The 25,902-nt window shown below is 65.0% G+C and carries 32 protein-coding genes and 2 tRNA genes; 24 read left to right on the top strand and 10 right to left on the bottom strand.

All coding sequences use genetic code 11. From position 1 onward, the window contains the following. Positions 1-206: 206 nt before the first annotated feature. The 3 genes from XH83_RS32650 to XH83_RS32640 all read left to right on the top strand — a co-directional run bounded on the left by XH83_RS32650 (position 207) and on the right by XH83_RS32640 (position 1,953). Positions 207-707, top strand: a complete 501-nt coding sequence (locus tag XH83_RS32650) for a Twin-arginine translocation pathway signal (RefSeq protein WP_194404683.1) — start codon at positions 207-209, stop codon at positions 705-707. Positions 708-719: 12 nt separating this feature from the next. Beyond that, positions 720-1,349 carry a ferric reductase-like transmembrane domain-containing protein gene (locus tag XH83_RS32645; protein WP_194404682.1) on the top strand — a complete coding sequence of 210 codons (630 nt, stop codon included), beginning with the start codon at positions 720-722 and terminating at the stop codon, positions 1,347-1,349. Positions 1,350-1,476: 127 nt separating this feature from the next. Then, entirely contained in the window at positions 1,477-1,953 is a 477-nt protein-coding gene (locus XH83_RS32640; protein WP_194404681.1) for a Crp/Fnr family transcriptional regulator, read from the top strand. A 943-nt stretch (positions 1,954-2,896) separates the two neighbouring features. Here the strand turns inward: XH83_RS32640 and XH83_RS32635 are convergent. Beyond that, positions 2,897-3,247, bottom strand: a complete 351-nt coding sequence (locus tag XH83_RS32635) for a RidA family protein (RefSeq protein WP_194404680.1) — start codon at positions 3,245-3,247, stop codon at positions 2,897-2,899. A 70-nt stretch (positions 3,248-3,317) separates the two neighbouring features. Then, a tRNA-Thr gene (locus XH83_RS32630) sits at positions 3,318-3,392 on the bottom strand. Between the two features lie 318 nt (positions 3,393-3,710). Between XH83_RS32630 and XH83_RS32625 the strand changes: the two genes are divergently transcribed. From XH83_RS32625 to XH83_RS32605, 5 genes are all read left to right on the top strand, one after another. After that, positions 3,711-3,899, top strand: a complete 189-nt coding sequence (locus XH83_RS32625) for a hypothetical protein (RefSeq protein ID WP_194404679.1) — start codon at positions 3,711-3,713, stop codon at positions 3,897-3,899. Between the two features lie 25 nt (positions 3,900-3,924). Next, positions 3,925-5,631: an FAD-dependent oxidoreductase gene (locus tag XH83_RS32620; protein WP_194408468.1), complete on the top strand. Its 1,707-nt coding sequence runs from the start codon at positions 3,925-3,927 to the stop codon at positions 5,629-5,631. Between the two features lie 229 nt (positions 5,632-5,860). Beyond that, positions 5,861-6,169: an EthD family reductase gene (locus XH83_RS32615; RefSeq protein WP_194404678.1), complete on the top strand. Its 309-nt coding sequence runs from the start codon at positions 5,861-5,863 to the stop codon at positions 6,167-6,169. Between the two features lie 295 nt (positions 6,170-6,464). After that, positions 6,465-6,974: a hypothetical protein gene (locus XH83_RS32610; RefSeq protein ID WP_194404677.1), complete on the top strand. Its 510-nt coding sequence runs from the start codon at positions 6,465-6,467 to the stop codon at positions 6,972-6,974. Positions 6,975-7,139: 165 nt separating this feature from the next. After that, complete coding sequence (locus tag XH83_RS32605) at positions 7,140-7,964, top strand: alpha/beta fold hydrolase (protein WP_194404676.1); 825 nt, start codon at positions 7,140-7,142, stop codon at positions 7,962-7,964. Between the two features lie 49 nt (positions 7,965-8,013). Here the strand turns inward: XH83_RS32605 and XH83_RS32600 are convergent, their stop codons facing one another. Beyond that, complete coding sequence (locus XH83_RS32600; protein ID WP_194404675.1) at positions 8,014-8,643, bottom strand: TetR/AcrR family transcriptional regulator; 630 nt, start codon at positions 8,641-8,643, stop codon at positions 8,014-8,016. 84 nt (positions 8,644-8,727) lie between these two features. On the opposite strand from XH83_RS32600, the gene XH83_RS32595 reads away from it, so the two are divergent. From XH83_RS32595 to XH83_RS32550, 10 genes are all read left to right on the top strand, one after another. Further along, positions 8,728-9,666 (top strand): SDR family oxidoreductase, encoded by a 939-nt coding sequence (locus XH83_RS32595; RefSeq protein ID WP_194404674.1) that lies wholly within the window; start codon positions 8,728-8,730, stop codon positions 9,664-9,666. 26 nt (positions 9,667-9,692) lie between these two features. Further along, on the top strand, positions 9,693-10,352 hold the full coding sequence (locus tag XH83_RS32590; RefSeq protein ID WP_194404673.1) for an epimerase: 660 nt from the start codon (positions 9,693-9,695) through the stop codon (positions 10,350-10,352). Positions 10,353-10,435: 83 nt separating this feature from the next. Next, positions 10,436-10,885 (top strand): DUF2948 family protein, encoded by a 450-nt coding sequence (locus XH83_RS32585; protein WP_194404672.1) that lies wholly within the window; start codon positions 10,436-10,438, stop codon positions 10,883-10,885. A 157-nt stretch (positions 10,886-11,042) separates the two neighbouring features. Further along, positions 11,043-12,338, top strand: a complete 1,296-nt coding sequence (gene hisD, locus XH83_RS32580; protein ID WP_194404671.1) for a histidinol dehydrogenase — start codon at positions 11,043-11,045, stop codon at positions 12,336-12,338. After that, entirely contained in the window at positions 12,335-12,832 is a 498-nt protein-coding gene (locus tag XH83_RS32575; RefSeq protein WP_194404670.1) for a UPF0262 family protein, read from the top strand. Before hisD ends, XH83_RS32575 begins: the two co-directional genes overlap by 4 nt. 5 nt (positions 12,833-12,837) lie before the next feature. Then, on the top strand, positions 12,838-13,305 hold the full coding sequence (locus tag XH83_RS32570) for a low molecular weight phosphatase family protein (protein WP_194404669.1): 468 nt from the start codon (positions 12,838-12,840) through the stop codon (positions 13,303-13,305). 285 nt (positions 13,306-13,590) lie between these two features. Beyond that, positions 13,591-14,223, top strand: a complete 633-nt coding sequence (locus XH83_RS32565) for a Maf-like protein (protein ID WP_194404668.1) — start codon at positions 13,591-13,593, stop codon at positions 14,221-14,223. 142 nt (positions 14,224-14,365) lie between these two features. Continuing rightward, positions 14,366-14,548, top strand: a complete 183-nt coding sequence (gene yacG / locus XH83_RS32560; protein ID WP_106948850.1) for a DNA gyrase inhibitor YacG — start codon at positions 14,366-14,368, stop codon at positions 14,546-14,548. A 186-nt stretch (positions 14,549-14,734) separates the two neighbouring features. Beyond that, a tRNA-Phe gene (locus XH83_RS32555) sits at positions 14,735-14,810 on the top strand. 323 nt (positions 14,811-15,133) lie between these two features. Next, complete coding sequence (locus XH83_RS32550; RefSeq protein WP_194404667.1) at positions 15,134-16,285, top strand: hypothetical protein; 1,152 nt, start codon at positions 15,134-15,136, stop codon at positions 16,283-16,285. Positions 16,286-16,310: 25 nt separating this feature from the next. Here the strand turns inward: XH83_RS32550 and XH83_RS32545 are convergent, their stop codons facing one another. From XH83_RS32545 to XH83_RS32535, 3 genes are all read right to left on the bottom strand, one after another. Further along, positions 16,311-17,528 carry a cyclopropane-fatty-acyl-phospholipid synthase family protein gene (locus XH83_RS32545; protein ID WP_194404666.1) on the bottom strand — a complete coding sequence of 406 codons (1,218 nt, stop codon included), beginning with the start codon at positions 17,526-17,528 and terminating at the stop codon, positions 16,311-16,313. Positions 17,529-17,531: 3 nt separating this feature from the next. Further along, complete coding sequence (locus XH83_RS32540) at positions 17,532-18,251, bottom strand: DUF1365 domain-containing protein (RefSeq protein WP_246776366.1); 720 nt, start codon at positions 18,249-18,251, stop codon at positions 17,532-17,534. A gap of 73 nt (positions 18,252-18,324) precedes the next feature. Next, positions 18,325-19,638, bottom strand: a complete 1,314-nt coding sequence (locus XH83_RS32535; protein ID WP_194404664.1) for an NAD(P)/FAD-dependent oxidoreductase — start codon at positions 19,636-19,638, stop codon at positions 18,325-18,327. Positions 19,639-19,797: 159 nt separating this feature from the next. On the opposite strand from XH83_RS32535, the gene XH83_RS32530 reads away from it, so the two are divergent. Both XH83_RS32530 and XH83_RS32525 read left to right on the top strand, forming a co-directional pair. Beyond that, positions 19,798-20,604, top strand: a complete 807-nt coding sequence (locus XH83_RS32530; protein WP_194404663.1) for a DUF1295 domain-containing protein — start codon at positions 19,798-19,800, stop codon at positions 20,602-20,604. A 138-nt stretch (positions 20,605-20,742) separates the two neighbouring features. Further along, positions 20,743-21,144 carry a DUF2177 family protein gene (locus XH83_RS32525; RefSeq protein WP_194404662.1) on the top strand — a complete coding sequence of 134 codons (402 nt, stop codon included), beginning with the start codon at positions 20,743-20,745 and terminating at the stop codon, positions 21,142-21,144. Between the two features lie 25 nt (positions 21,145-21,169). Here the strand turns inward: XH83_RS32525 and XH83_RS32520 are convergent, their stop codons facing one another. From XH83_RS32520 to XH83_RS32505, 4 genes are all read right to left on the bottom strand, one after another. Continuing rightward, positions 21,170-21,487: a hypothetical protein gene (locus XH83_RS32520; RefSeq protein WP_194404661.1), complete on the bottom strand. Its 318-nt coding sequence runs from the start codon at positions 21,485-21,487 to the stop codon at positions 21,170-21,172. A gap of 19 nt (positions 21,488-21,506) precedes the next feature. Continuing rightward, entirely contained in the window at positions 21,507-22,091 is a 585-nt protein-coding gene (locus XH83_RS32515; protein ID WP_194404660.1) for an RNA polymerase sigma factor, read from the bottom strand. Positions 22,092-22,171: 80 nt separating this feature from the next. Further along, positions 22,172-22,813, bottom strand: a complete 642-nt coding sequence (locus XH83_RS32510) for a ChrR family anti-sigma-E factor (RefSeq protein WP_194404659.1) — start codon at positions 22,811-22,813, stop codon at positions 22,172-22,174. Further along, positions 22,810-23,355, bottom strand: coding sequence for a sigma-70 family RNA polymerase sigma factor (locus XH83_RS32505; protein ID WP_194408467.1), 546 nt, complete (start codon positions 23,353-23,355; stop codon positions 22,810-22,812). Before XH83_RS32505 ends, XH83_RS32510 begins: the two co-directional genes overlap by 4 nt. 299 nt (positions 23,356-23,654) lie before the next feature. On the opposite strand from XH83_RS32505, the gene XH83_RS32500 reads away from it, so the two are divergent. From XH83_RS32500 to XH83_RS32485, 4 genes are all read left to right on the top strand, one after another. Next, complete coding sequence (locus XH83_RS32500; RefSeq protein WP_194404658.1) at positions 23,655-23,903, top strand: hypothetical protein; 249 nt, start codon at positions 23,655-23,657, stop codon at positions 23,901-23,903. Between the two features lie 179 nt (positions 23,904-24,082). Then, entirely contained in the window at positions 24,083-24,235 is a 153-nt protein-coding gene (locus XH83_RS32495; protein ID WP_194404657.1) for a hypothetical protein, read from the top strand. Between the two features lie 260 nt (positions 24,236-24,495). Continuing rightward, positions 24,496-25,167 carry an FABP family protein gene (locus XH83_RS32490; RefSeq protein ID WP_194404656.1) on the top strand — a complete coding sequence of 224 codons (672 nt, stop codon included), beginning with the start codon at positions 24,496-24,498 and terminating at the stop codon, positions 25,165-25,167. A 21-nt stretch (positions 25,168-25,188) separates the two neighbouring features. Beyond that, on the top strand, positions 25,189-25,896 hold the full coding sequence (locus XH83_RS32485; protein WP_194404655.1) for a dihydrofolate reductase family protein: 708 nt from the start codon (positions 25,189-25,191) through the stop codon (positions 25,894-25,896). The last annotated feature ends 6 nt before the right edge of the window (positions 25,897-25,902 follow it).

The following is a 25,902-nucleotide window of genomic DNA, read 5'->3' as shown; positions in this document are numbered from 1 at the left end:
TCCAAGCATCCTACGAAGGGTGCTTAAGTGCCTCGCGCGCCCGTTCACAACACTGTTATTGCGACCTTAGGTGCCGTTCGTCGCAACTGGGAGTTTGGCGCCTGCTGTTGTAGCTTGGCGTAGCCATCGCACGGCGATCCCCGTGTCCGGGGCACGAGAGATCATCTTGCGGCGCGCGATCGCGCCGACCGCCAGGAGGAACCGATATGACCACCGTACTCAACCGCCGCAACCTGCTCGTCGCCGGCGGCGCGGTCCTGACAACCGGTATTGTGGCAACCGGCATGCCCGGTCTCGTTCTGCCCGCCCGCGCCGACGGCCTCGCTCCGACCGAGTCGATGTCCGGCGGCGCGAACAACTACCGCAAGGGCGCGGCGGTCGTGGAGCGGATCGGCAAGGGCGGTTTCTGGATGAGCGGCACCGTGCGCCGCGCCGGTGACGGCGCGCCGCTCGCCGGCCAGCGCATCCAGATCTGGGCGCACACGGTCGAAGGCCAGGAGCACGAGCCGCAGAGTCACGGCGCCACGCTCACCGACAAGGACGGCAAGTTCCGGCTCGAGATGCCGCAGATCATTCCGATCTTCGGCCAGCCGCATGGCCACCTCGCCTATGACAGCGGCGAGTTCAAGACCGTCTTCCTGCGGCCGGTGATGCGGAGCGCCAAGGAAACCAGTCTCGAAGCGCACTTCGTGCTGCAGCCGGCCTGACCGGGCCGGCGGATGACGGGGTGGAAGTCGCCGCGGGTGATCCTGATCTGGGTCGCCCTTGCCGTGGCCATCGGCGTGCCGACCGGGTTTGCAGCAACGAGCGAGCAACTCGCCTGGCGCGGGCCGGTCTACATCCTCGCCGGTTTCGCCGGGATCGCCGCGCTCGGTCTCGTGCTGGTGCAGCCGCTGCTGATCGGCGGCTATCTGGCGCCGCTGTCGGCCTATCGCGGCCGGCGTGCCCATCACTGGGTCGGCGGCGCGCTGCTGCTGGCCGTGGTGATCCATGTCGCCGGCCTCTGGATCACCAGCCCGCCCGACATGATCGACGCGCTGACCTATGCCTCGCCGACGCCGTTCTCGCCCTTCGGCGTCACCGCGATGTGGGCCATCTTCATCGTCGCGCTGCTCGCGTCCCTGCGCCGTCGCTTCGAGCTGCGGCCGCGCACCTGGCGCTTCATTCACATGCCGCTCGCGATCGTCATCGTCGTTGGCAGCGTGGTGCACTGCCTCCTCATCGAAGGAACCATGGAGATGGTTTCGAAGGCCGTGCTGTGCGTGCTGGTCGTTGTGGCCACCGCAAAGGTCATGATCGATCTGCAGGTCTGGCGAAAGCGACGGACGCTGCGCGGGGAGAGCCCGTAGTCCGGATGGAACGCAAGCGTAATCCGGGACCGCTGTACCCGCGGCCGACAGCCCCGGATTACGCTGCGTTCCATCGGGCTACGTCGCACTGCTTGTCGCGGTTGGCGACGCGGCATATCCTTGCGGCATGACCGTCACGGCCCCCGATCTGAAAGCGTTCCTGCTCGCGACGCCGTTCTTCGGCGGCCTTCCGGACGGAAGCCTCGATCTCCTGATGTCGATGCTGGTCGAGCGCCGCTTCGAGGCAGGCGCCACCGTGGTGGCGGAAGGCGAGCCGGGACGTTCGATGTTCATCGTCAAATCCGGCCGGCTCGCGGTGAGCAAGCGGACGCATGCGGGCCGCGTCATCCCGATCTCCGTTCTGGAGCGCGGCGACTTCTTCGGCGAAATGACGCTGATCGAAATGCAGAACCGCTCCGCCACGGTGGTCGCGGAAATGCCGACGGTGCTGTACGAGCTGACCGCCAAGAATCTCTACGCCTGCTACAAGGCCGACATCCACGCCTATGTGATCGTCCTGCAGAACATCAACCGCGAACTGTGCCGGCGCCTGCGCCGGGCGGATGAGCGGTTCGCGAGGCGCGCGGCGGATAACGACAATTGATCACGGGTAGAGCCAGCGCTCCCGATGCGGCTACAGCAACGCCATCGAGTGCAGCGAGTTTCGATGAAAGCCGAAGGCAACAATGCCGGAGAGAAGCAACGCAGTCCCAATCACGATCAGGCAAAACGCAAGCACTATCGAAGCCCCGAATTCGTCATCCACGGCAAAGAGAATAATAGATAAAACTTTACCGACAATCGAAAGGAATAATTAACCTTACCTGCGGCCCCGATCGCGACCCGTCGGGCAAAACACTGAAACCCCGTCAAGTCCCTGCCGCAATAATATTCCACTTTACCGAAATTCGGTTTTGGCGTATGTGTCGCCCATTCCGGCTCACCAGGAGGGGCGATCTCGAGGTCGTCTTGATCGCGAGCCGGGTTTGCGGTGGACGCGGCAGCGTCGGCATGAGAGGTGCGGGCAGGGCGGGTAGTCCCTGTGAGCCCGCGGCCGCGTGCAGACGAACGGCGCTGCTAGGCTTCGTCTCGCCAGTAAGTTTCGCAGCTTCGTCGACGGGGCTGGAAATACTGCGGCGACATGGCGGGCCGTGCGTACGGCAAAACCGTGTGGTCCTGGCCGTCGTTGCTACGGTCAAGCCGGATCGAAGATGCGCGCGAGCCCAACCGGGTGGACGGCATCGTCAATTCGAACGGCGAGGGAGGCCAGAAGAAAGTTCGGCTCCCGGGAGAGCGCGGCATAAGCCGTCCGACCATCGCGCAGGGAAGGCCGAGTGATCGGCACCACCTGTATGCTGCTGTGCGGTTTTCTGCGTGCGCGTGCAATTCGCGCAGCGGACCGCGGGTGCGATGTCAGCACCCGGCCTTCCCTGCACCCTCTTCGAGGAAGAGGGTCAAGGAAACGAGCAAAACTCGGGCGCTTCGAGCCGCGAGAATGCTGCTTCATGTGTGGACATCACAATGACCCTACGATCGCGCCTCGCCCATCAGCGACGGGCGGCGGTCGCCGTCAGCTCCAGCCTGACGCCCTTGCCGAGATCCGCAACGCCAATGGCGGCGCGCGCCGGCAGCTGGTCCGCGGTGAAATAGCGCTTCCACACCTCGTTGAACGCCGCCTTGTCGGAGAGATCGGCCATGAAGATGGTCACCTGCAGAACGCAGGAGAGATCGGAACCGGCCCCCTCTAGCAATGTCTTCAGTTGTCGGAGCACATCATCGGCCTGGCCGGCCATGTCGAGCCCGGCATCCTCAGGGACGATGCCGCCGAGATAGAGCACGCCGTTATGCTCGACGATCTCGTGGAGCAGTCCTTCATAGGGCAGGGAACGTTTGATCACGATGGCATCCGTGGAAAGTTGGCGGCTCGCTGGTCAGGCGAAGACGGCTCGCGTCAATCGGGGAAGAGAATGGTGCTGCCAGACAGGATTGAACTGTCGACCTCTCCATTACCAATGGAGTGCTCTACCACTGAGCTACGGCAGCATGTGCTGGTGAAGAATCGGGCGCCCGAGGGGCCTACCAAGCGGGCCGATATCTGCCACAAGCCCCCCTCCTGTGCAAGCTTGCTCGGCCGGTCAAAACGAGAAAATCGGGCCGATATCGGGGCCAAAATGCTCATTTCGGCTCGAAACTACCGGCTTTCCGCCGATTCGCGTTCCGCTCCTCCCCCGCCAACTGGCCAGGTGGCCACGCGACCGGATTCGGTCCATTTCGAGTTTCGCACGACCGGATCGCGAGGAGCCTCTTGAGCTGCCGCAATCTCTGGGCATGGTATCGCCGACGGCAATATCGGACCCCGTGATGATGGACGAGAACGAGAAGAGCGCGCGCCAGGCGAAGACGTCCCGGGACGAGCGCCTGAAATCGGCGCTGCGCGAAAACCTGAAGCGGCGGAAGCTGCAGGCGCGCGAACGCGCCGCAAGCGCTGAGCCCTCGCCAAACGACGATGGTTCCCTCAATGAGGGGGCCGCCGGGAAAGCCGGCACTTGAGACATTGGAATGAATGGGAATGACCATGGGGCAGGACGAACAGCAACGAACCGGTGGTGAGGCGCTGATGTCGCGGTTCACGCGCCCCGAACAGACCTTTCCGACGCTGACGCCGGCCGAGATCGAGCGGATCAGGCATTTCGGCGAGGTCCGCCTCTATCGGGACGGCGAGTTCCTGTTCGAGACCGGCAAGCCCGGTCCCGGCATGTTCGTCGTGCTGAGGGGCCATGTCGCCATCACCCAGCGCGACGGTCTTGGTCATGTCACGCCGGTGATCGACCAGGGACCGGGGCAATTTTTGGCCGAGCTCAGCCAGCTCTCGGGACAGCCGGCGCTGGTCGACGGCCGCGCCGAGGGCGATGTCGAGACGCTGCTGCTGCCGCCGGACCGGCTGCGCGCGCTGCTGGTCGCCGAGGCCGAGCTCGGCGAGCGCATCATGCGCGCGCTGATCCTGCGCCGGGTCAATCTGATCCAGGGCGGCATCGGCGGTCCGGTGCTGATCGGACCGTCGAATTCCGCCGGCGTCGTGCGGTTGCAGGGCTTTCTCACCCGCAACGGTCAGCCGCACCATCTGCTCGATCCCGAGCGCGATCGCGACGCCGCCGAGGTGATCGCGCGTTATTCGCCCAAGCCCGAGGACTGGCCGCTGGTCGTCGCCGCTGATGGCGCGGTGCTGCGCAACCCCAGTGAGACCGAGCTGGCGCGCGCCATCGGCATGATCGGCGGCGCCAAGGATGGCCGCATCTACGACGTGGCCGTCGTCGGCTGCGGGCCGGCCGGGCTCGCCACCGCGGTGTATGCGGCGTCGGAAGGGCTGTCGGTCGCCGTGCTCGACATCCGCGCCTTCGGCGGCCAGGCCGGCGCCAGTGCGCGCATCGAGAATTATCTGGGCTTTCCAACCGGCATCTCCGGCCAGGCGCTGACCGCGCGCGCCTTCACCCAGGCGCAGAAATTCGGTGCCGACATCATGATCCCCGTGACGGTGAAGTCGCTCGACTGCACGCGCAAGGACGGCGCCTTCGCGGTGGCGCTCGACGGCTGCGATCCCCTGCGCGCGCGTTCGGTCGTGGTCGCGAGCGGCGCGCGCTATCGCCGTCCCGAGATCGCAAACCTCGACACCTTCGAGGGACGCGGCGTCTGGTACTGGGCCTCGCCGATCGAGGCGCGGCTCTGCGCCGGCGAGGAGGTGGCTTTGGTCGGTGCCGGCAATTCGGCAGGCCAGGCGGCCGTGTTCCTGTCGGGACACGCCAAGCGCGTCCTGATGATCATCCGCGGCGGCGGTCTCGGCGCCAGCATGTCGCGCTATCTCATCGAGCGCATCGAAGCGACGCCGAACATCGAATTGATGTTCAACACCGAGATCACCGCGCTCGAGGGCGACGAGGCCGCGCTGCTGCGGCGCATCCGCTGGAAGAGCCGGCTGTCCGACGACGAGGATGCTGCCGACATCCGCAACCTCTTCCTGTTCGTCGGCGCCGATCCCGCCACCGCCTGGCTCGACGGCTGCGGAGTCACGCTCGATCGCGGCGGCTTCGTCGTGACGGGCGCGCAGTCCGAGCAGAACCAGGGCCGCCTCGTGGCGCCGCTGGAGACCTCCGTTCCCGGCGTCTATGCCGTCGGCGACGTCCGCTCCGGCTCGGTCAAGCGCGTCGGCGGCGCCATCGGCGAGGGCGCGCAGGTCGTGGCCTCCCTGCACGGCTATCTCGGCGATGCCGCAAAACCGGCGCTTTAGAAGCGTTTTCGAGCAAAATGGATTCCGGTTCGCGTCGAGAAAACGCGTCAAAACAAGAATCTAGAGCCTCGTTCCGATTGCATCGGAAGCGGAACGAGGCTCTAGGCAACGAGAACTCAAGCGAATGGCAAGTCGAATGAGGCTTGCCATCGTGCCGCCAACTGCAGACTATCTCCTCACCATGAGGATCTGAGACTGACAAACAAAACGCTTAACGGGAGGACTAGGAATGGCTGAACTCGTCGTGCTCTACAAGACGCCCAAGGATGCTGCGGCTTTCGACAAGCATTATGCCGAAACGCACATCCCGCTCGCGAAGAAACTTCCCGGCCTGAAGAAATACGCCGTCAGCACGGGCACGGTCGGCTCACCCGCCGGTCCCTCCGGAGTTCATCTCGTCGCCATCCTCACCTTCGACAGCGTGGGCGATATCCAGAAGGCCTTTGGCAGCGAAGCCGGCAAGGCGGCCGCAGGCGACGTGCCGAAATTCGCCAGTGGCGGCGCCGACCTCCTGATCTTCGACACCAAGGAAGTGTGAGCCGCGATTCGACTTTCGTCGAAACCTGAGAGCGCGTAGCCCGGATGGAGCGCAGCGCAATCCGGGACAGCGCCATCCACACGCGAGAACCCCGGATTACGCAGCGCTCCATCCGGGCTACAAACAACAGCCTGCTGTCGTTTGTGACAGCGGTGCAAAAAATTCAGCCATGCGTTTGTCGATTCGCACGATGACGCATGGCTTCGCACGTGCCTGTGACGTCAACGCAGGTGGCAATCCCATGAGGGCCGTAATACTACTCTCCTGAATCTCAATGGAGAGTAGGAGGGATGTCATGGTCCTTGGCTTGAGTCTACCCGCCTTCACGCTGGTCCATGTCGTCATCAGCCTGATCGCCATCGCCGCCGGCCTCGTCGTGATGTTCGGCCTGCTCGGCTCGAAGCCGATGCCGGGCCTCACCGCGATCTTCCTGGCGTTCACGATCCTGACCAGCGCCACCGGCTTCCTGTTTCCGTTCGAGAAGCTGCTGCCCTCGCACATCATCGGCATCATCTCGCTGGCGCTGCTCGCCATCGCCTGCGTCGCGCTGTACGGCATGAAGCTCAAAGGCGTCTGGCGTCCGGTCTATGTCGTGACCGCGATGATCTCGCTCTATTTCAACGTCTTCGTGCTGGTGATCCAGTCGTTCCTCAAAGTGCCGGCGCTCGCCGCGCTCGCACCGGCGGTGGCGCCGGCGCCGCCGTCGGGTCCGGTGTTCGCCGTGGTGCAGGGCCTCGTGCTGGTGTTCTTCGTCGTGCTCACCATCGGCGCCTGGCGCCGCTTCAAGCCGATGGCGTTTGCCTGAGCGATTCTCAAGCGCGGCGCATTCACTGGTCATTCCGGGGCATCGCGCAGCGATGAACTCCGGTGCGCAATCGCGCGCCTGAGATTCTCGATTCAACAATCTCTAGGTTCCGGGGTTCGCGCTTCGCGCGCCCCGGCATGACGTTTCACTCAAAGGAGCCCCAACATGCCCACCATCACCACCAAAGACGGCGTCGAGATCTTCTACAAGGACTGGGGCAGTGGCCAGCCGATCGTGTTCAGCCATGGCTGGCCGCTGTCGTCGGACGATTGGGACGCGCAGATGATGTACTTCGTCACGCGCGGCTACCGTGTCGTCGCCCACGACCGCCGCGGCCACGGCCGCTCGGCGCAGGTCGCCGACGGTCACGACATGGATCACTATGCCGACGACCTCGCGGCGGTGACCGCGCATCTCGACCTCAAGAACGCGCTCCATGTCGGCCATTCCACCGGCGGCGGCGAGGTCGTGCACTACATCGCGCGCCACGGCGAGAGCCGGGTGGCGAAGGCCGCGATCCTCTCGGCGGTGCCGCCGCTGATGCTGCAGACCGCGGCCAATCCGGGCGGCCTGCCCAAGAGCGTGTTCGACGATTTCCAAAAGCAACTTGCCGCCGGCCGCTCGGCGTTCTACCGCGACATCGCCGCAGGCCCCTTCTACGGCTACAACCGCCCGGGCGCAAAGCCCTCGGAGGCCGTGATCCAGAACTGGTGGCGCCAGGGCATGATGGGCGGCGCAAAAGCGCATTACGACGGCATCGTCGCGTTCTCGCAGACCGACTTCACCGAAGACCTCAAGAAGATCAACGTGCCCGTGCTGGTGATGCACGGCGACGACGACCAGATCGTGCCCTACGCCGATTCCGCCCCGCTCTCGGCCAAGCTGCTGAAGAAGGGCATCCTGAAGACCTACAAGGGCTTCCCGCACGGCATGCCGACCACGCACGCCGAAACCATCAACGCGGACCTGCTGGCGTTCTTCAAGGAATAGGGGCGCGCGATTCCTGACCTTCTCCCGCAAGGGAGAAGGTCAGGGAAGCTCACTTCAAGATCGCCCGGATCGCATCGAAGGTGCGCTTGACGAACGCCTCCGGCTTCTCGCGCGCGCCGTCGCCGATCCAGCTCTCGCCGCCGACGCGCATCGCGCCGGTGGCGATCATGGCGACGAGCCTCGCCTTCAGCCGGTCGGATTTGCTTCGCCCGCGCTGGGCGAGCCCATCGGCCAGCGCGCGCTCGAGCTTCTCGTATTTGAGCTGGTCGCGGGCCTGAAGCGCGGGATTGTCGCGCTTGAGCCGCGACATCGCCGCGGTTTCCGCCGGATCGATCCGCTTGATCGCCGCGGCGATCGCGTTCTCCGCTGCCGTCAGCATGGACTCGTCCGCAGGCCGTGCGATGATCTCGGCGGTCAATGCGCTGGCGGCATTCTCCTGCCAGGCGGTGACGACGTCCTCCTTGGACGCGAAATAATGGAAGAAGCTCCGGCGCGACACCTCCGCCGACGCCGCGATGTCGTCGATGGTCGTGGCCTCGAAGCCGCGCTCCAGGAACAGCGTCATTGCCGCCCGGGTCAGCCGCGCGCGGGTCTCCTGCTGCTTGCGCTGGCGTAGGCCGGTGACATCAGGGGCTTTTCCGCCCGCGGGCAATTTCCGGGCAACCTTCGAAGCCTTCAAATCGGTTCACCTCTTGCAAAGTTGCACTCAGTGCACATTTAGACAGGCCGCGGGCCTCATTCCAGCCCCGAACGGAGACATGGCATGACCGACTGGACCACGGCAGACATCCCCTCGCTCAGCGGCAAGACGGTCGTCGTGACCGGAGCGACGGGCGGCCTCGGTTACGAGACGGCGATGGCGCTGGCGGGCGCCGGTGCCATTGTCATACTCACCGGACGCAACGACGCAAAGGGCCTGCGGGCGATCGAAGGCATTTGCGAACGGTTTCCCAATGCGCTGATCGCCTACGAGCATCTCGACCTCGCCAGCCTCGCCTCCGTCGCCGATTTCGCCAGGCGCTTTGCCGCCGGCAACGAGCAGCTCGACCTCCTCGTCAACAACGCCGGCGTGATGGCGCTGCCGAAACGGCAACAGACCGCGGATGGTTTCGAGATGCAGCTCGGCACCAACTATTTCGGCCACTACGTCCTGACGGCGCGGCTGTTGCCGCAGCTGCGCCGCGCCAAGGCGGCGCGTGTCGTCAATCTCTCGAGCCTCGCGCACCGCTCCGGCGCGATCAATTTCGACGATCTGCAAGCCAAGCATTCCTATCGTCCGTGGCGCGCCTACTGCCAGTCGAAGCTCGCGATGCTGATGTTTTCGCTGGAGCTGCAGCGTCGCAGCCTCGCGGCCGGCTGGGGCGTGAAGAGCATTGCGGCGCATCCCGGCTTTGCGCGCACCGACCTCATTGCGAACGGGCCGGGCGCCAACACGTTCCAGTGGCGGATCGGCCGGCTGATCCAGCCGCTGTTCAGCCAGTCCGCCGCCGAGGGCGCGCTGCCCACCCTGTTCGCGGCGACCTCGCCTACAGCCGAGCCCGGCGGCTATTACGGTCCGACCGGATTCTACGAAATGAAGGGGGCACCGGGACCGGCGCGGATCATGCCGCACGCAAAGGACTTTGCCACCGCCGCCATGCTGTGGGATGTCTCGGCCACGCTCACCGGTGTATCGTTCGACGAGATCGCGGCCGCCGCATGAGCCGCGAGCCCGTGGGGGACGTTCCGATGCAAGTCATCATCTTCGGCGCGACCGGCATGGTCGGGCAGGGCGTCTTGCGCGAATGCCTGATCGATCCCGGAATTGGCCGTGTGCTCGTGGTCGGCCGCAGCCCGACCGGCGTGCGCAACGCCAAGCTCGTCGAGATCATCCATGACAATTTCCTGGACTATTCGGCGATCGAAGCGCAGCTGACCGGCTTCGATGCCTGCTTTTTCTGCCTGGGCGTCTCCTCGATCGGCATGAGCGAGGAGCGCTACCGCCACCTCACCTATGACCTCACGCTCGCGGCAGCGACAATGCTGGCACGCCTCAACCCGCAGATGGTCTTCACCTATGTCACCGGTGCCGGTACCGATTCCACCGAGCAGGGATCGCGGATGTGGGCGCGGATCAAGGGCAAGACCGAGAATGACCTGCTCAAGCTGCCGTTCAGGGAGGCCTACATGTTCCGGCCCGGCGCGATCCAGCCCTTGCACGGCGCCCGTTCCAAGACCGCCTGGGTGCAGGCGGTCTATACCGCGACCTGGCCGCTCTGGTCGGTGCTGCGCCGGCTCTCGCCTTCGCTCGTCACTTCGACCGAGCAGATCGGCCGCGCCATGATCCGCGTCGTCCGGGAGGGGTATCCGCGGAAGGTGCTGGAGATGGAGGATATCAATAGCCTCTAGGCCACCGGCCCGTTAGTTTGTGCGGAAATTTCGGGGCCTGCACGCGTTGAGCCCTGTCCATGTCCGAAGGAGAAGCGTCGGCGATGTCGCCCCAGCTCAAACTGATCGCGCTCGACGCCGACGATCTCGCCGTGATCTCGACCCACGTCCAGGACGCCCGTGTCCACGCCTCCGACATCATCTGGCGGCAAAGCGAGAAGCGGCTTGTGGTCGGAATGAGCCGGCTGGACTGGGAGCAGACGCTGGAGGGCGAGGCCGAGCCGCGCCGACTGGTTGCGGCGCTCCGCTTCGACCGCGTGCTCGCCTGCAAGTCGCGCAACATCGACCTCAATGCTCCCGACAAGGTCCTGGACCTCGTCGGCATCGAGTTTCACCCGAGGGACGGGCGCGACGAGGAGCCCGCCGGCAGTGCCCTGCTTCTGTTCGCTGAAGGCGGTGCCATCCGGCTCGACGTCGAATGCCTGGAATGTGAGCTGACCGATCTCGGGGCGGACGCGCTGGGAACGGGGCTGGAGATCGAGGGGGAAGGTTGAGGCGGCCTGTATACCAGCGGCACCGGCTCGGGCCTGCGCCAGAACGGCAGCCCGCAAGGGTTGACGCCGCTTCCCCGCCGCGCCATTGAGCAGGGGACCCGGTGCGCCAACCCGCCCCAAAGACCAGCCAGAAGCCAAGCCAGATATTAAGCCAGACATGCCCGTTCGCCTCGACCGCAGCAGCGCCGATTTTGACCAGCGATTCGCGGCCTTCCTCGCCGCCAAACGCGAGGTCTCGGCCGACGTCGAGGCCGCCGCGCGCGCCATCGTCGACGATGTCGCCAGGCGCGGCGACGCGGCCCTGCTCGAGGCCACCGCCAAGTTCGACCGATTGACGCTGGATGCATCCGGCCTGCGCGTCACCGCCGCGGAGATCGAGGCCGCCGTGAAGGCCTGCGATGCCCCGACGCTGGATGCGCTCAAGCTCGCGCGCGACCGCATCGAGACCTACCATCGCCGCCAGCTTCCGCAGGACGAACGCTTCACCGACGCGCTCGGCGTCGAACTCGGCTGGCGCTATACCGCGATCGAATCCGCCGGCCTCTACGTGCCCGGCGGCACCGCGGCCTATCCGTCCTCGGTGCTGATGAATGCGGTGCCCGCAAGGGTCGCCGGCGTCTCGCGCCTCGTGATGGTGGTGCCGTCGCCCGACGGCAAGCTCAATCCGCTGGTGCTGGCGGCCGCGCATCTCGGCGGCGTCACCGAGATCTACCGTGTCGGCGGTGCGCAGGCCGTGGCCGCGCTGGCGCACGGCACCGCGACCATCGCGCCGGTCGCCAAGATCGTCGGCCCCGGCAATGCCTATGTCGCCGCCGCCAAGCGGCTGGTGTTCGGCAAGGTCGGCATCGACATGATCGCAGGTCCCTCTGAGGTGCTCGTGATCGCCGACGACACCGGCAATGCCGACTGGATCGCCGCCGACCTTCTGGCACAGGCCGAGCATGATGCCAGCGCGCAGTCGATCCTGATCACCGATTCCGCGCGCCTTGCCGCCGACGTCGAAAAGGCGGTCGAGGCGCAGTTGAAGACGCTGCCGCGCGCCGCGATCGCCGGCGCGTCCTGGGCCGATTTCGGCGCCATCATCATGGTGAAGAGCCTTGCCGACAGCATTCCGCTCGCCAATGCGATCGCCGCCGAGCATCTCGAGATCATGACTGTCGATCCCGATGCGCTTGCCTCAGAGATCCGCAATGCCGGCGCGGTGTTCCTTGGGGCCCATACGCCCGAGGCGATCGGCGATTACGTCGGCGGCTCCAACCACGTGCTGCCGACGGCGCGCTCGGCGCGATTCTCCTCGGGGCTGTCGGTGCACGACTTCATGAAGCGCACCTCCATCCTGAAATGTGGCCCGGACCAGCTGCGTGCACTGGGACCGGCCGCGATGACGCTCGGGCAAGCGGAGGGGCTGGACGCCCATTCGCGTTCGATTGGACTGCGCCTCAATCTGTCATGACAGAGCTGCCCGAACAGGACGACTCCAACAATCGCATCGTCGGCGTCACGCTCGACGAAGAGTCGATCGGCCGTTCCGGGCCCGATATCGAGCACGAGCGTGCGATCGCGATCTACGATTTGATCGAGCAGAACCTGTTCGCGCCCGATGGCGCCGAGGGCAAGGGCCCGTTCACGCTGCATCTCGGCATCACCGGCAACCGGCTGATGTTCGACATCCGCCGCGAGGACGGCACGCCCGTCGTCGCGCATCTGTTGTCGCTGACGCCGTTCCGGCGGATCGTGAAAGACTATTTCATGATCTGCGACAGCTACTACCAGGCGATCCGCACCGCGACCCCCGACAAGATCGAGGCCATCGACATGGGCCGTCGCGGCATCCATGACGAGGGATCGCGCACGCTGCAGGAGCGGCTGAAGGGCAAGGTGCGGGTCGATTTCGAGACCTCGCGCCGGCTGTTCACGCTCATAACCGTCCTTCACTGGAAGGGTTAAGCGCGATGGCGGCGCCGCCACGCGCACGCGATCCGCAATCGGTGCTGTTCGCCTGTGCGATGAACAGCGTGCGCTCGCCGATGGCCGAGAGCCTGCTGCAGCACATGTTTCCGCAGGGCCTCTACGTGAAGTCGGCCGGTGCGAGGAAGGGCGAGCTCGATCCCTTCGCGGTCGCCGTGATGGCCGAGCTCGGCCAGGACATCTCTGCCCACAAGCCGCAGACCTTCGAGGAGCTGGAGGACTGGGAGGGGCTGAATTTCGACCTCATCATCACGCTCTCGCCCGAGGCGCACCACAAGGCGCTGGAGCTGACGCGGACGCTCGCGGCCGACGTCGAATACTGGCCGACGCAGGATCCCACCACCATCGAGGGCAGCCGCGACCAGAAGCTGGCGGCCTATCGCGACGTCTGCGACCAGCTCTCGATGCGCATCCGCCGGCGGTTCGCGAAGGTGGGTGCCGCCAGCGGATAGCGCGCGTGCCCCGGACGCAGCGCAGCGCGTCTTCGCGAGGCGCTGCAGAGCCGGGGCCCATCTCACCTCCAGGTGGGAAGCCGTGGGTCCGGCTCAGCGTCGCAGCATTTCATGCCGCGCCGCGTCCGGGACGCGAGACCTCCCGTAACACCGGCGTCACAGACCGCGGGCACGGATGTCGGAAACCTCGAATCACCAAACCTCGGGTTCCCGGGTTGTGAAATCAGCCCCCTTCCGATAGGTTCCGCGCGCAATTAACCCCCGCTTCATCCCCCAAATCACCTGATGCTTGGCCGCCCCAAATTCGTACTTGCCTCCGGTTCGCCGCGGCGTCTGTCGCTGCTCAACCAGGCCGGCATCGAGCCGGACGCGCTCCGGCCGGCCGACGTCGACGAGACGCCGAAGCGGGGCGAGCTGCCGCGCGCCTGCGCCAATCGGCTGGCGCGGGCCAAGGCCGATGCGGCGCTGAAATCGGTGCAGCTCGACGACGAGCTGCGTGGTGCCTTCATCCTCTCCGCCGACACGGTGGTCGCGGTCGGCCGCCGCATCCTGCCCAAGGCGAATCTGGTCGACGAAGCCGCGCAGTGCCTGCGCCTGCTGTCGGGTCGCAACCACCGCGTCTACACCGCGATCACGCTGGTGACGCCGCGTGAAGCCTTCCGCCAGCGCCTGGTCGAGACCCGCGTCCGCTTCAAGCGTCTCTCGGAAGACGACATCCAGGCCTATATCGGCTCCGGCGAATGGCGCGGCAAAGCCGGCGGCTACGCCGTGCAGGGCATCGCCGGCTCCTTCGTGGTGAAGATGGTGGGGTCCTACACCAACGTGGTCGGACTGCCGCTCTACGAGACCACGACTCTGCTCGGCGGTGAAGGTTTCCCAATCCGTTTCGGCTGGCTCAACGCCACCACTGCGGTGTGAGCCGGCCAGCCGCCCAACAAAATCGCGAAAACAACCCCATGCACAGTAGAATGGCCTGACGGGGACTATGCGCCGCCATCTGGGGAACCCGTCTGCCGACAGGCTCTTGAACCCTTTCACTCCCCTGCAAGCTGCCGACATCATGGACGACAAGGTCAAAAAGCCCGCCAGCCCGCTCAAAACCTGCCCGATCTGCGGCAAGCCGCAGTCAGAGGCCACCCGCCCGTTCTGCTCCTCGCGCTGCCGCGATGTCGATCTGAACCGATGGCTGAAAGGCTCCTACGTCATCCCCGGCCGCGACGACGAAGTAGATGACGTAGAATAGCTAAATATTATCAATGTCTTGACTGAGCGGTCGTAACGCTGCGCGACGGCCGCGGCGAGCCCGTGCGAGCTTGTGCACAGCCGGGCCGCGCCGGGCGAAGCCTCTTGGCGAAGCTGGGTGGACAGGCCGCTTCCGGCCCACTATAAACCGCCCGCTCGATGGGCTTTGGCCCCTCTCTTGGAGCACGCCCAGGTAGCTCAGTTGGTAGAGCATGCGACTGAAAATCGCAGTGTCGGTGGTTCGATTCCGCCCCTGGGCACCACGCTTCGGTTACGCCTAGCGTAGCCACGCTCATCCCGCAGCGAACGCGTGAAGGTCGCCGACCGGCGCCGACGATGGTTCGCAGCAGCGCGGAAAGTCCTTGCCGCATCCAGGCGGGCGCTGTCGCTTCCCCACGTTGAAGCCCTCAAATGGAAATGCTCGTAGACATAGGGCGACAATGCTCGTCGCAAGCCGAACCTGCGCGCCATGGGCCACATTGCCACCCTTGCTCAATTGCAATCGCCGCAAGCGCTCGTGTTATAGTCCCAACTTTCGGTCGGCCCCGCGCTTTTCATCACGTTTGGATTGAGGAAGGGAAACGCCATGGACGAGGTCTTGATCAACACGACCACAGCCGGCGATCAAAGCCAGCCCAGCGTGTGCGGCCTTCAGGGCACCCAATTCGTCGTCGTGTGGGAGGACGACAGCGACAACACGATCAAGGGCCAGATGTTCGGTGCGGGCGGCGCCAAGAGCAGCGACCAGATCCTGATCAACCTGCCGACGCCGCCGGGACCGCGGCGGCAGCTTCCCGTGACCGTGGAGTACGGATCGGGCTTCGTCGTGGCCTGGAACGAGCAGGCGGCCGGCAGTGCCGCGACGGCGCCGACCCAGCTCAAGCTTCGTATCTTCGATGCCGATACGCTGTCGGGACCGGAAATCCAGGTCTCTACGTCGCCGGTCGAGCCTTTGATCCGGCCCGCTCTGGCGCGCCTGCAGGACGGAAACTTCATTGTCGTCTGGGCGGACAAGCGGGCCGACCAACGCATCCGCGCGCAACGTTTCGGCGCCGACGGAAGCAGGATCGGCGCCGAGTTTCGCGCCAACACCACCGCTGGGCTGCACAAGGTCCCGATGGTGGCGTGCCTGACCAATGGCGACGTCGTCATCGGATGGCGGGCGCGGATCACAGGTCCCCTGCATATTCGCTATCAGCTCTTCAACGCGAAGGGAGCGGTGGGCAGCGAGCACATCACGCCCGCGACGACCACCGCGGCAGCCATGGCCGCGATCGACGGCGGCCAGTTCGTCATCGCGCATCTGAACGATTTCGGCGAAGACGCCACGGTGAGCACCCTGATCGTCGTGGAAGCTGACGTCTACAAGGCCGATGGCTCGCCCGCCAATCTCCACCTCGTCTCGACCAGCGAACAACGTATCCAGGCGACCTGGCCGACCCTCTCGCCGCTCTCGGGCGGACGCTTCCTGATCGGCTGGGTCCAGCTCAACGTCGACCAGCCCGCCACCACCAACGTGAAGGCGCGGGTTTTCTCGACCGGAGGGCCGCTGGGCAAGGTCGTCCAGTTCAACACGTCAACCGGCCACAACCGCTTCAGCCTCGCGGTTGCCGCGGCTTCAGGCCCAAGGGACGAAGTGGCCTTCGCGGCCTGGACCGACGACACCCAGAGCGGCAAGGACATTGCGGGACGGGCGATCCGCGGACGTCCACTGACGGTGCCGGCAGCGGGGTTTTAGCAGCCCAGCGGGCGCGCGATTCCCCTTACCCCCGCCGTGCAAACACGAAGTGCCCGACGTCGATCTTTCCGGCGCGAAAGCCTGCCTCGCAGTAGCACAGATAATATTCCCACATCCTGCGGAAGGGCTCGTCGAATCCCAGTGAGGTCAAGTCGATCCAGGCCCGGCTGAAACTATCGCGCCAGAGTGAGATCGTCCTGGCGTAGTCCTGCCCGAACATGCGCTCTCGAACGACGGGCATCTCGAAACGTTCGCCGAGCGTCCGCAAAATGGCGGCCGACGGCAGCATGCCGCCCGGGAAAATGTATCTCTGGATGAAGTCGACTCGCTGCCGATAGCTGCCGAAGAGCTCGTCGTGAACCGTGATGGCCTGGATGCCGGCAAGTCCGCCGGGCTTCAGCCGCTGCTTCAGCTGATTGAAATAGGCAGGCCAGAATTGCTCGCCGACGGCTTCGATCATCTCGATGGAGGCGATGCGGTCGAAGCGGCCGTCCTGGTCGCGGTAATCCTGCAAGCGGATCTCGACCTTCTCCGCCAGCCCGGCCTTGTGGATCCGGCGGCGGGCAAAATCATGCTGCTCCTTGCTGATGGTGAGGGCCAAGACCCTGGCGCCGTAAGTCTTGGCGGCGAATTCCGCAAAGCCACCCCAACCGCATCCGATCTCGAGCACGCTCTGACCGGGCTGCAATTCGATCGCCTTTGCCAGCTGTTCGTATTTGTGATGTTGCGCAGCAGGGAGATCGGTCGTCTCGGACGAGAACAGCGCCGACGAGTAGGTCATGCTGGAATCGAGCCATGCAGAGAAGAACTCGTTTCCGAGATCGTAATGCTGGTGGATGTTGTGCCGCGATCCTTCCTTGGTGTTGCGGCGCAGGCGATGGAGCGCTCGCCGGCAGAGGCGAACCAGCATATTCCCGGCGAATGCGCTGTCGACCAGCTCCTCGTTGAGACAGAACACGTAGAGAAGCTGAGCGAGATCGGGCGTGGTCCAGTCGCCCCGGATGTAGGCCTCGGCCATGCCGATGTCGCCACCGATGACGAGGCTGCGCGCGAACCTGTAGTTCTTCAGCTCGATCGTGGCCGACGGCCCCTGAAGCTGCCCACGCAACGTCACCATCCTCTGGTCGGGGAGACGCACATGAAGGGTGCCACAGCGAAGCTGTGATGCAAGGCGCAGAGCCAGGCGGGCGAAGAACGGGACGCCATCAAATTGAACGGCGGGATGGGTGGCTGCCAGGTCCATGGTTCAGATCTCGCGTTGTTTCAAACGAGGCACGTACGAAACGCCTTTCAGCCAGAGCCGCATCGCTTCCCAATGAATGGCTGCGATGACCTTCAAGGTCAGGAAAGGCAGACCAAAGAGCGCCGCCAGCAGGGAGCGGCTCGTCAGAGCGCGGCGTCGCCCACAAAATGCTGCCGCAAACATAGCGCCCTGCGCGCCGCTCTGCAGGATCCTGACTTTCACATCCTGCTGGGGTGGAGAAACGCTGAAACGGTAATACGTTTCCATCTCCATGAAGGGTGAAACGTAGAACGCCTTCGCCTGGTTTTGGCGGATGGCCGGGCCCGCGCTGTCCTGTTGCACTGGCAGGACGTAGGAGTGCATCTCGCCGAAGGTGTTGCGGACTTCGTAGATCATCAGCGCGACATTGCCGGACGCGCCATAGCAGAAGTAGACCGAGAGCGGATTGAACACGTAACCGAAGACCCTGGGATAGCAGAGCAAGAGAACGCGGCCCCCGGACAGGTCGATGCCGTGGTCGGCCGCGAGCTGTCGGGCGTGTTCGCTGAGGCCTGCGCCGCTGCCGTCGCCATGATCGCGCTCGTGAAAGCTGAAGGGGGCCGCTCGGTTGACGCCGAACAGCCGGGATTGGCGATCCGATTCGCCCAGCCGGTCGAGATCGATCAGCAGACTCATCACGCGATAGGTGAACCTGTGCTGCACGGGGCGCCAGCGCGCGTGCATCACCTTTCCCCAATAGAGCGCGGCGGGCGCTGTCGCAGTCTCAGTTTCGGCTGGTGTGGTTCGGACCATCGCCTTACTCGGCAGCCTCGGCCAGGGCCGGATCCGGTTGACGCCAAGGAAGTTCGACGCCGAGTGCCTCGGCAACGGAAATGCCGGCCTGCAGGCCATCCTCGTGAAAGCCGTAGCCGGTCCAGGCGCCGCAGAACCAGGTTCGACGGCGTCCTTGAATCGCGGGCAGCTTTCGCTGCGCCGCGAACGCAGCCATGTCGTATTGCGGATGGGCGAAGGTGAATTGTCCGAACGTCAGACCGGCCGCCGGCTCGAAGGGAGGGTTGAGGCTGACGAACAAGGGTCTGCGCTCGTCGATCCCCTGCAGCCGGTTCATCCAATAGGTCACCGCGACGTCGTTCAGGGCAGGCGTTTGCCGCGGCCAGCGCAGGAAGTTCCAGGAGGCCCACGCCTGACGCCGCCGGGGCATGAGACTGGGATCGCGGTGCAGATAAATGGTGTTCGGAGCATATCTGATGGCGCCAAGGATGGAACGCTCCGTGGCGTCGGCGTCCGACAACGTCGCCAAGGCCTGGTCGCTGTGACAAGCCATCACCACCGCATCGTAAGTCTCTATACCGCCATGACTGTCGCGGACGGTCACGCCATGCACCGTCCGGTCGATCGATGTCACCGCGCAGCCTAGCCGAATGTTGTGCTTGAACGAAGTGGTCAGCTTGTCCACATAGCGCCGGCTGCCACCCTCGACCGTGCGCCAGCGCGGTCGATCGAGGTGCAGAAGGCGGTGATTGTCGAAGAAGGCGACGAAGTTCTCCGCCGGGAACGACAGGATGTCGTCGGACGAAGACGACCAGATCGCCGCCCCCATCGGACCGAGATAGTCGGAGAACAGGCGCGGCCCGAACGATTGCCGGCGCAGATATTCGCCGAGGGTCAGGCCATGCAGCCGGCCGGCGCGCAGATCGGCCACGCTCTGCTTGTTGAACCGCGCGACCTCGGCCAGCATGCGGAAATATGACGGGGATGCGAGGTTGCGGGGTTGCGCGAACAGGCCGCAGACCGTTTGCAGGGCGCTCTCGCCGCCACCGCGCCATTCGAACCGGCCGTGGTCGGAGGACAGGGCGAAGCTCATGCAAGTCTCGACGGTCTTCACGCCGAGATGCGTGAACAGCGACGTCAATTGCGGGTAGTTGGTCTCGTTGAACACGATGAAGCCGACATCGACATCGATGGGCTCACCGTCATAGTCGACGCGAACGGTGTGGCTATGCCCCCCCGGCTGCAGCTCGCGCTCGTAAACGGTGACTGCGTAACGTTTCGACAGGAGCCACGCGGCGGCATTGCCGGCAATTCCCGTCCCGATCACGGCCAAACGCATTCTATTTCGCCCCCACTGCGGTACCGTCAGCTGCGGCCCTTGAAGCAACCCTCAGGAAACGTTCGGCGGGAGGTCGCGGATCACTCGCCCGAGCCTGGCGCCGGGGGTGAAACCGCAGCCCGGACATGACGTATCGACAGGGTCAATTTGGGTGAGGACATGATCCTTCCGTACATTCAGGCGATCGGCTGCATGGCGCTGGGCTGCTGTCTCTTGATGGGACTGGCCTGGGTTGTCCAGCAGCGCACGGGAAATTCCGGCTGGGTCGACGCGATCTGGTCCTATTCGTGCGGTCTCGTCGGTGCAGCAGGTGCCCTGTGGCCGCTTGCCGGCACCTTGCCGGGCCGCCAGGCGCTCGTTGCCGGGCTTGTGCTGCTCTGGTCGGTAAGGCTGGGCACGCACATTGCGCGCCGCTCCGCAGCCGGGATCGACGATCCCAGATATGCGAACTATGCGCGCGAATGGGGAGCGGATGCCCCGCGCCGAATGTTCTTCTTTCTGCAATCACAGGCGCTGGTCTCGCTGCCGCTCCCCTTCGCCGTGTTCCTCGCGGCGCACGCACCGGCGCCGGGGCTGCGGCTGCAGGACTACATCGGCATCGTCATCGTCCTGATTGCCGTCGTCGGCGAGGCCATGGCGGACCGGCAGCTGCGGCTCTTCAAACGCGACCCCTCAAGCAAGGGACAGGTCTGCGATGTCGGTCTGTGGCGCTGGTCGCGGCATCCGAACTATTTCTTCGAATGGCTGGGGTGGCTGGCTTACCCGGTCATCGCGCTATCATCAGGATATGCCTGGGGCTGGGCCAGCCTGGCGGCGCCGGCGATCATGTACTGGATCCTAGTCCATGTGACGGGAATACCGCCGCTCGAAGAGCAGATGCTGCGATCGCGCGGCGAGCGCTATCGCCGATATCAGGCGCGCACCAGCGCCTTCTTTCCATGGCCGCCGCGGCAGGCTTCGCGATGAACAGTGTCGAGGCCGCCGCGATGCCGGCCAGCTGGGCCGGCAAACCGAATGCGTGGCGGATGTGATCCGCAACGGCTTGTCGAGCGTTAATCTGACGGGCGGCCGATAAGCCGGATGCAGGGTGACGAGACGCGCGACATGAATCTGTTCTTGACCTATCTTGCTGTGGCCGTGACCTTCGTTGCCATCGACATGGTCTGGCTGACGATCATGGTCGAAAGACTGTATCGACCGGTGCTGGGTGACATGTTGCGGGCTCAGCCGAACCTGCCGACCGCGGCCGCGTTCTACGTGTTGTATCCCCTCGGATTGATCTGGTTTGCCGTGCTGCCGGCGCAGCAGGATGGCGGCGCGTTGCGCGCTTTCACATCCGGCCTGCTGCTTGGCTGCTTCACCTATGCGACCTACGATCTGACCAACCAAGCGACGTTGCGAAACTGGTCGACCGGACTGACCCTTGCGGACGTGTGCTGGGGATCCTGTCTCGCCGGCGTCAGTGCCTGGATCGGATTTCTTGTCGCGCAGAAGCTGGCGCACTGAGTCGGCGCGACCGCATCACCTTGCATCAGGGGGCCGTCGGGTCCGATTGCTTCCGACCTTCCAGCAGCTCGAACGCCTCTCTGGTTTCCGCGATCTTGTCGGACAAGGATTTGAAGGTCTCGTGAGCCTGGATCTTTGTCGGCTCGTCGAGCAAGAGGTTCGCGAGCTCGACCAGTTGATCGCCCATGCGCTCCATGATTGCGAGCAGCCGATCGACACCGGCCGCAGGCTCGTGGGCGACGACACTTTCGACTTCTCTCACGATCGCTTCGAGCCTTGCCGTCGAGGAGACAAGCCGGTTCTCGCGCCCACGCTCGGGAAATTCAATAATCTCTGCGTCCATGCACGCGTTCTCGCCGGCTTCAAGCCGCAGCCGATGCGCTGAGGCAATCCTTGCGCACCGACAAGATGGTTCGGTGCAGCCAGGTCTTGATCGTGCCCACCGGCACACCGAAGCGTTGAGACAGGCTCGCGCGGCTCTCGCCTTCGAGATAGGCCAGTGCGACCAGCCTGCGGCGATCTTCCGGCAAGCGGGCCAATGCGCCCAGCGCAATGGGTTCGGCGCTGGCGTAATCGAAGTGCTCGGTTGGTGACAGCCCGGCCGTTGCGGGGACCGCGAGCGCCTTGTCCAGTTCGACACTGGGCTGCCTCCTGGTCCGTAGATGGTCAATCGCGGTGTGACGGACGATTGCAGCCATCCAGGTCATGGCCGACGCCCGACCGGGATCGAACCGAGCCGCATTGCGCCAGATCTTCAGGAAACTTTCCTGCAGGATGTCGTCCGCATCGTGCGGCGCCGTCCCGACGGCCAGCGCAATCCTGCGCAGCCTGCCGCGGGTCATCGTATGAAGCTCTGCGAAGGCGCGTGTCTCGCCTGCTGAGACGCGTACCAGCAGTCCGGGCAACATCTCGCTTTGCGCCCGATTGGCCAGGCTCGAACAGGTCATGTCCTGTCTCTCCCTTGCGTTTCCTTACGAAACGCTCCGTGCGCGGGCCCGGATCACCTGACGGGAAAGGGAGCAGCAGTTCAGAGCCGCACGAAGGGCCCGATCAACCGGCCGAGGAAACCGTTCATGCGCAAGTCGCCGGTCATCGCAACCAGGCAGAGGCAAGGACCTTCGTCACCGACGATGGGACGGTGATCGACCTCGTCGTCGCCATAGTCGAAATCACCAGGACCGAAGCGTCCGCCCTCATGGCTGAAGCTGCCCTCGAGCACGAGCGTCAGCTCGGTGCCGGTGTGGGTATGCTCGAGCATCCGCGAGCCCGGCGCTGACCGAAGCAGGAAGGCGCGCGCCGTGCCCGAACCGGAGAGCTCGATTGGCCGCAGGCTGAGACCGGGCGCGACCCGCCGGCGCTTGCCGATGCGATATTTGCGCAAGGCCGGTGGAACATCGTCATCGGTGGCCGACGCCGGCGGAGGCGCGGCTATCTCCTTCGGAGCCTCGTGAATTCGTGACATCACGCGATCGAACGCATCCGGTGCGATCGGTGCTGGCTCGACCTCCTCGAGCGCCGCCCCCGCGAGCTGCTCGATGGCCTGCACGAACCGGGCGCACCGCGCGCAGCCGGCCACATGCACACCGACGACCAACTGATGGGCTTCTTCGAGCTTGCCGGCCGCGAAATCGGCCAGAAGATCTTCCGGCGGATGATGGCTGATCGTCATGCTTCTTCGTCCAAAATGTCTCGCAACCGGTTCATCGCCAGCCTGATCCGGGATTTGACCGTCCCAAGCGGAATCCCGAGCGCGCTCGCGATTTCGGGATGCGGCCTCTCCTCGATGAAGGACAGCCTCACCACCATGGATTGCTCCGCCGAGAGCTGCCGGATGGCCGACGCGATCCGCGCCGCATCCTGCCCGCGCGAAATCAGGATATCGGCCGGCTCGGCTTGATCCGGCTCGTCCGGCAGCTCGGAACCGGCTTGCAAACGGTCTATCCGCGCCCTGCGGCGGAACAAATCGATCCGTAGATTGCGCGCGATCGTGAAGATCCAGGCCGGCGCTCCCGCGGTCGCAGGATCGAACTGGTGCGCCTTCCGCCACACGGCGATCAGGGTGCTTTGAGCGATCTCTTCTGCCTCGTCGGAGCTGCAACCGGCTTTCAGCATCAGCCCCTTGATGCGGGGCGCGAAATGCTCGAACAGCCGCTTGAAAGCCTCCCGGTCGCCATCAGCGGCGACCCGTCCGATCAAATCAGCCCAATCCACCTTTGCCTTTGGCCCTTTGCTCGCACCAATCGACAGCCGCGCCGGCACCCTCCGGGGTAAACCGGCTTCAGCCCGGATCGGCACCTTCAAAGCCGGGATAGCAGCGATCATAACACCTCGACAAGCGACCTCTCGGACAAACAACGACCGCCGCCAGCCGCTGGATCACCCCGGGAGGCGCATTGTTGCGAGTTCCCCACGCCTGCCGGGCGTGGCGATCCGGCCTTGGCACCCCGCTTGCTCAGTCATGACCAAAGTCAGGCCTCGGCGGCGAGGCCCGTTTCAGGTTGAGGCAAGCGATGCAAGACATGTCCCGTTCTGGTACTGCCGGCGAGCTCCGGCTCGATGCGTTGATCGCCGATCTGTGGTGGCGCGTTCGGCTGTTGAACACCGACATTCTCGAGGAAGAAGCCAGAGCCGGGGTGTTCGACGTGCAGCAGCCGACCTATCCGCTGCTGGCCGCCAACCTCCGCGCGCGGCGCGACAATCTCGTCTCCACGATCGGTGTGCTCGAGCAGCGCGCGAAGTCGGTGTCCGAGGCGGCTTGACTGCTCGTCGCTGACGCGGCAGGTCGGTGATTCAAGGGGCTGCGCTCATCCGATCGGATGACGCCGCCGCCAGTGCATCGATCGTCCGCGCGTGAGGCGTGACACATAACTTCCTCGCGGGTCGATCTAGCTTTGCGTCAGGTGGTTCGCAGTGATCCACCAGGCAAAGGAAAAGACTCATGCGCAATTTCATCCTCGTGGCTTTCGCAGCGATCACCCTGGCGGGCGCGGTGACCCCCGCCAGCGCGCTCACCATCGTGCGCGATCATCGCGATCCGCCCGTCGTGCGCGACCATCGCAATCAGACCATCGTCCGCGATCACCGCAATTAGCCCGAGGTGCGCGACCATCGCCACTAAGCGTTCTGGCGGCGGAGTCGAATCGAACAGGTTCGACTCCGCGTCGGCCGGCGTGGCCGACACGCCTCTTCCCCGAAGACGTTACCGCGACCAGCAATGCACGATCTTTCCAGAAAGCCCGACAATCGCTCCGCGCGCAACGCCGGTGTCCATTCGCGATTGTGAGGCCTGAGCACGCGCCAGGTTCGCGCCGCCGTGCTATGGCTGCCTCTGCAATTTCCCGCGAGGCCGCCATGCTCCCCGTTCCCGCCGACATCTTCACCGAGCCCGAGGACGTCTCGCCCGACGGCCTTGCCAATCTCGGCCCGCTGCGCCGCCTCGCTGGCCGTTGGCAGGCGGACAAGGGCATCGACGTCAATCCGAAGGCGGAGGGACCCGAGCGGCGGACCTTCATCGAGCGCATTCGCATGGATCCGATCGATCCGCAGGCCAACGGCCCGCAGCTTCTCTACGGGCTGCGCTACCACATCCACATCAACACGCCCGAGGAAGACATCACCTTCCACGATCAGGTCGGCTACTGGCTCTGGGAGCCCGCGACCGGGCTCATCATGCAGACGCTGGCGATTCCGCGCGGGCAGGTGCTGCTGGCCTCAGGCAAGGCCGGCCCCGGCGACAAGACGATCTCGGTCACTGCCAAGCGCGGCGACACCGCCTACGGGATCTGCTCGACCGATTTCGTGGAGCAGGCATTTCGCACCGATTCCTACCGCTGCGACATCACTTTCAACGACGACGGCAGTTGGACCTATCTGATCCAGACCGAGTTGTTCGTGCGCGGCGCGCCGTTCAATCATCACGACACCAACACGCTGCAGCTGGTCGCGCCGCCAAAGCTCAATCCGCTCGCGGCGATTGCCAGGGATCGCGCGAGAGGCGATGAGAAGAGCGATGCGGCGGTGTGAAGCGCATTTCCGGAGAATTGCATGAAGCCCTACGTCATCTGCCTGATGCATTCCAGCCTCGACGGCCGCACGCATCCCAGCCGCTGGCGTCCGAAAGGGGCGGGCACCGACTGGTTCGAGAAGATCCATGAGGAGCTCGGCGGCGATGCCTGGGTGATCGGCCGCGTCACCGGATCGGAGTTCGCCAAGGGCCAGCCCTATCCCGCGACGAAGGAGAAGCTGCCGCGCGAAAACTGGCTCGCGCGGCGCGACTCGAAAACCTATGGAATCGTGCTCGATGCGCAGGGCAAGATCGGCTGGGGCCGCTCGGACATCGGCGGCGACCCCATCGTCGTGGTGCTGACCGAGAGCGTTCCGGATTCGCATCTCGCAGGGCTCCGCGGCGAGGGCGTCTCCTATGTCTTTGCCGGCAAGTCCGAGATCGACCTGGCGCTGGCGCTGGACATTCTCCACCGCGAGCTCGGCGTGAAGCGCCTCTTGGTGGAGGGCGGCGGCGTCGCCAATGGCGCATTCCTGCGGGCCGGCCTGATCGACGAGTTCAACCTGATCCTCAGTCCCGCGATCGATGGCGCCACGGGTGCGCCCTTCGTGTTCTCCTCGACGGAGGCGGACAGCGACAAGCGCGCGCCGATTGCGGCGATGACGCTGGAGAGCACGCGGGAGCTCGGCGGCGGTGTGCTGCTGCTGCGCTATCTGATCAAGAACGACCCGACAGCCGCGAGCCGGTAAAGCCGG

Origin of the sequence: Bradyrhizobium sp. CCBAU 53351, assembly GCF_015291745.1 — a bacterium.
Classification (GTDB): Bacteria; Pseudomonadota; Alphaproteobacteria; order Rhizobiales; family Xanthobacteraceae; genus Bradyrhizobium.
This window is presented reverse-complemented; position numbering and strand designations above follow the sequence as displayed.

Excerpts from the sequence above, each read along its gene's own strand:
- XH83_RS32650 (WP_194404683.1), top strand. The coding sequence starts at position 207 with ATGACCACCGTACTCAACCGCCGCAACCTGCTCGTCGCCGGCGGCGCG.
- XH83_RS32645 (WP_194404682.1), top strand. The coding sequence starts at position 720 with ATGACGGGGTGGAAGTCGCCGCGGGTGATCCTGATCTGGGTCGCCCTT.
- XH83_RS32640 (WP_194404681.1), top strand. The coding sequence starts at position 1,477 with ATGACCGTCACGGCCCCCGATCTGAAAGCGTTCCTGCTCGCGACGCCG.
- XH83_RS32625 (WP_194404679.1), top strand. The coding sequence starts at position 3,711 with ATGATGGACGAGAACGAGAAGAGCGCGCGCCAGGCGAAGACGTCCCGG.
- XH83_RS32620 (WP_194408468.1), top strand. The coding sequence starts at position 3,925 with ATGGGGCAGGACGAACAGCAACGAACCGGTGGTGAGGCGCTGATGTCG.
- XH83_RS32615 (WP_194404678.1), top strand. The coding sequence starts at position 5,861 with ATGGCTGAACTCGTCGTGCTCTACAAGACGCCCAAGGATGCTGCGGCT.
- XH83_RS32610 (WP_194404677.1), top strand. The coding sequence starts at position 6,465 with ATGGTCCTTGGCTTGAGTCTACCCGCCTTCACGCTGGTCCATGTCGTC.
- XH83_RS32605 (WP_194404676.1), top strand. The coding sequence starts at position 7,140 with ATGCCCACCATCACCACCAAAGACGGCGTCGAGATCTTCTACAAGGAC.
- XH83_RS32595 (WP_194404674.1), top strand. The coding sequence starts at position 8,728 with ATGACCGACTGGACCACGGCAGACATCCCCTCGCTCAGCGGCAAGACG.
- XH83_RS32590 (WP_194404673.1), top strand. The coding sequence starts at position 9,693 with ATGCAAGTCATCATCTTCGGCGCGACCGGCATGGTCGGGCAGGGCGTC.
- XH83_RS32585 (WP_194404672.1), top strand. The coding sequence starts at position 10,436 with ATGTCGCCCCAGCTCAAACTGATCGCGCTCGACGCCGACGATCTCGCC.
- hisD (WP_194404671.1), top strand. The coding sequence starts at position 11,043 with ATGCCCGTTCGCCTCGACCGCAGCAGCGCCGATTTTGACCAGCGATTC.
- XH83_RS32575 (WP_194404670.1), top strand. The coding sequence starts at position 12,335 with ATGACAGAGCTGCCCGAACAGGACGACTCCAACAATCGCATCGTCGGC.
- XH83_RS32570 (WP_194404669.1), top strand. The coding sequence starts at position 12,838 with ATGGCGGCGCCGCCACGCGCACGCGATCCGCAATCGGTGCTGTTCGCC.
- XH83_RS32565 (WP_194404668.1), top strand. The coding sequence starts at position 13,591 with ATGCTTGGCCGCCCCAAATTCGTACTTGCCTCCGGTTCGCCGCGGCGT.
- yacG (WP_106948850.1), top strand. The coding sequence starts at position 14,366 with ATGGACGACAAGGTCAAAAAGCCCGCCAGCCCGCTCAAAACCTGCCCG.
- XH83_RS32550 (WP_194404667.1), top strand. The coding sequence starts at position 15,134 with ATGGACGAGGTCTTGATCAACACGACCACAGCCGGCGATCAAAGCCAG.
- XH83_RS32545 (WP_194404666.1), bottom strand. The coding sequence starts at position 17,528 with ATGGACCTGGCAGCCACCCATCCCGCCGTTCAATTTGATGGCGTCCCG.
- XH83_RS32540 (WP_246776366.1), bottom strand. The coding sequence starts at position 18,251 with ATGCACGCGCGCTGGCGCCCCGTGCAGCACAGGTTCACCTATCGCGTG.
- XH83_RS32535 (WP_194404664.1), bottom strand. The coding sequence starts at position 19,638 with ATGCGTTTGGCCGTGATCGGGACGGGAATTGCCGGCAATGCCGCCGCG.
- XH83_RS32530 (WP_194404663.1), top strand. The coding sequence starts at position 19,798 with ATGATCCTTCCGTACATTCAGGCGATCGGCTGCATGGCGCTGGGCTGC.
- XH83_RS32525 (WP_194404662.1), top strand. The coding sequence starts at position 20,743 with ATGAATCTGTTCTTGACCTATCTTGCTGTGGCCGTGACCTTCGTTGCC.
- XH83_RS32520 (WP_194404661.1), bottom strand. The coding sequence starts at position 21,487 with ATGGACGCAGAGATTATTGAATTTCCCGAGCGTGGGCGCGAGAACCGG.
- XH83_RS32515 (WP_194404660.1), bottom strand. The coding sequence starts at position 22,091 with ATGACCTGTTCGAGCCTGGCCAATCGGGCGCAAAGCGAGATGTTGCCC.
- XH83_RS32510 (WP_194404659.1), bottom strand. The coding sequence starts at position 22,813 with ATGACGATCAGCCATCATCCGCCGGAAGATCTTCTGGCCGATTTCGCG.
- XH83_RS32500 (WP_194404658.1), top strand. The coding sequence starts at position 23,655 with ATGCAAGACATGTCCCGTTCTGGTACTGCCGGCGAGCTCCGGCTCGAT.
- XH83_RS32495 (WP_194404657.1), top strand. The coding sequence starts at position 24,083 with ATGCGCAATTTCATCCTCGTGGCTTTCGCAGCGATCACCCTGGCGGGC.
- XH83_RS32490 (WP_194404656.1), top strand. The coding sequence starts at position 24,496 with ATGCTCCCCGTTCCCGCCGACATCTTCACCGAGCCCGAGGACGTCTCG.
- XH83_RS32485 (WP_194404655.1), top strand. The coding sequence starts at position 25,189 with ATGAAGCCCTACGTCATCTGCCTGATGCATTCCAGCCTCGACGGCCGC.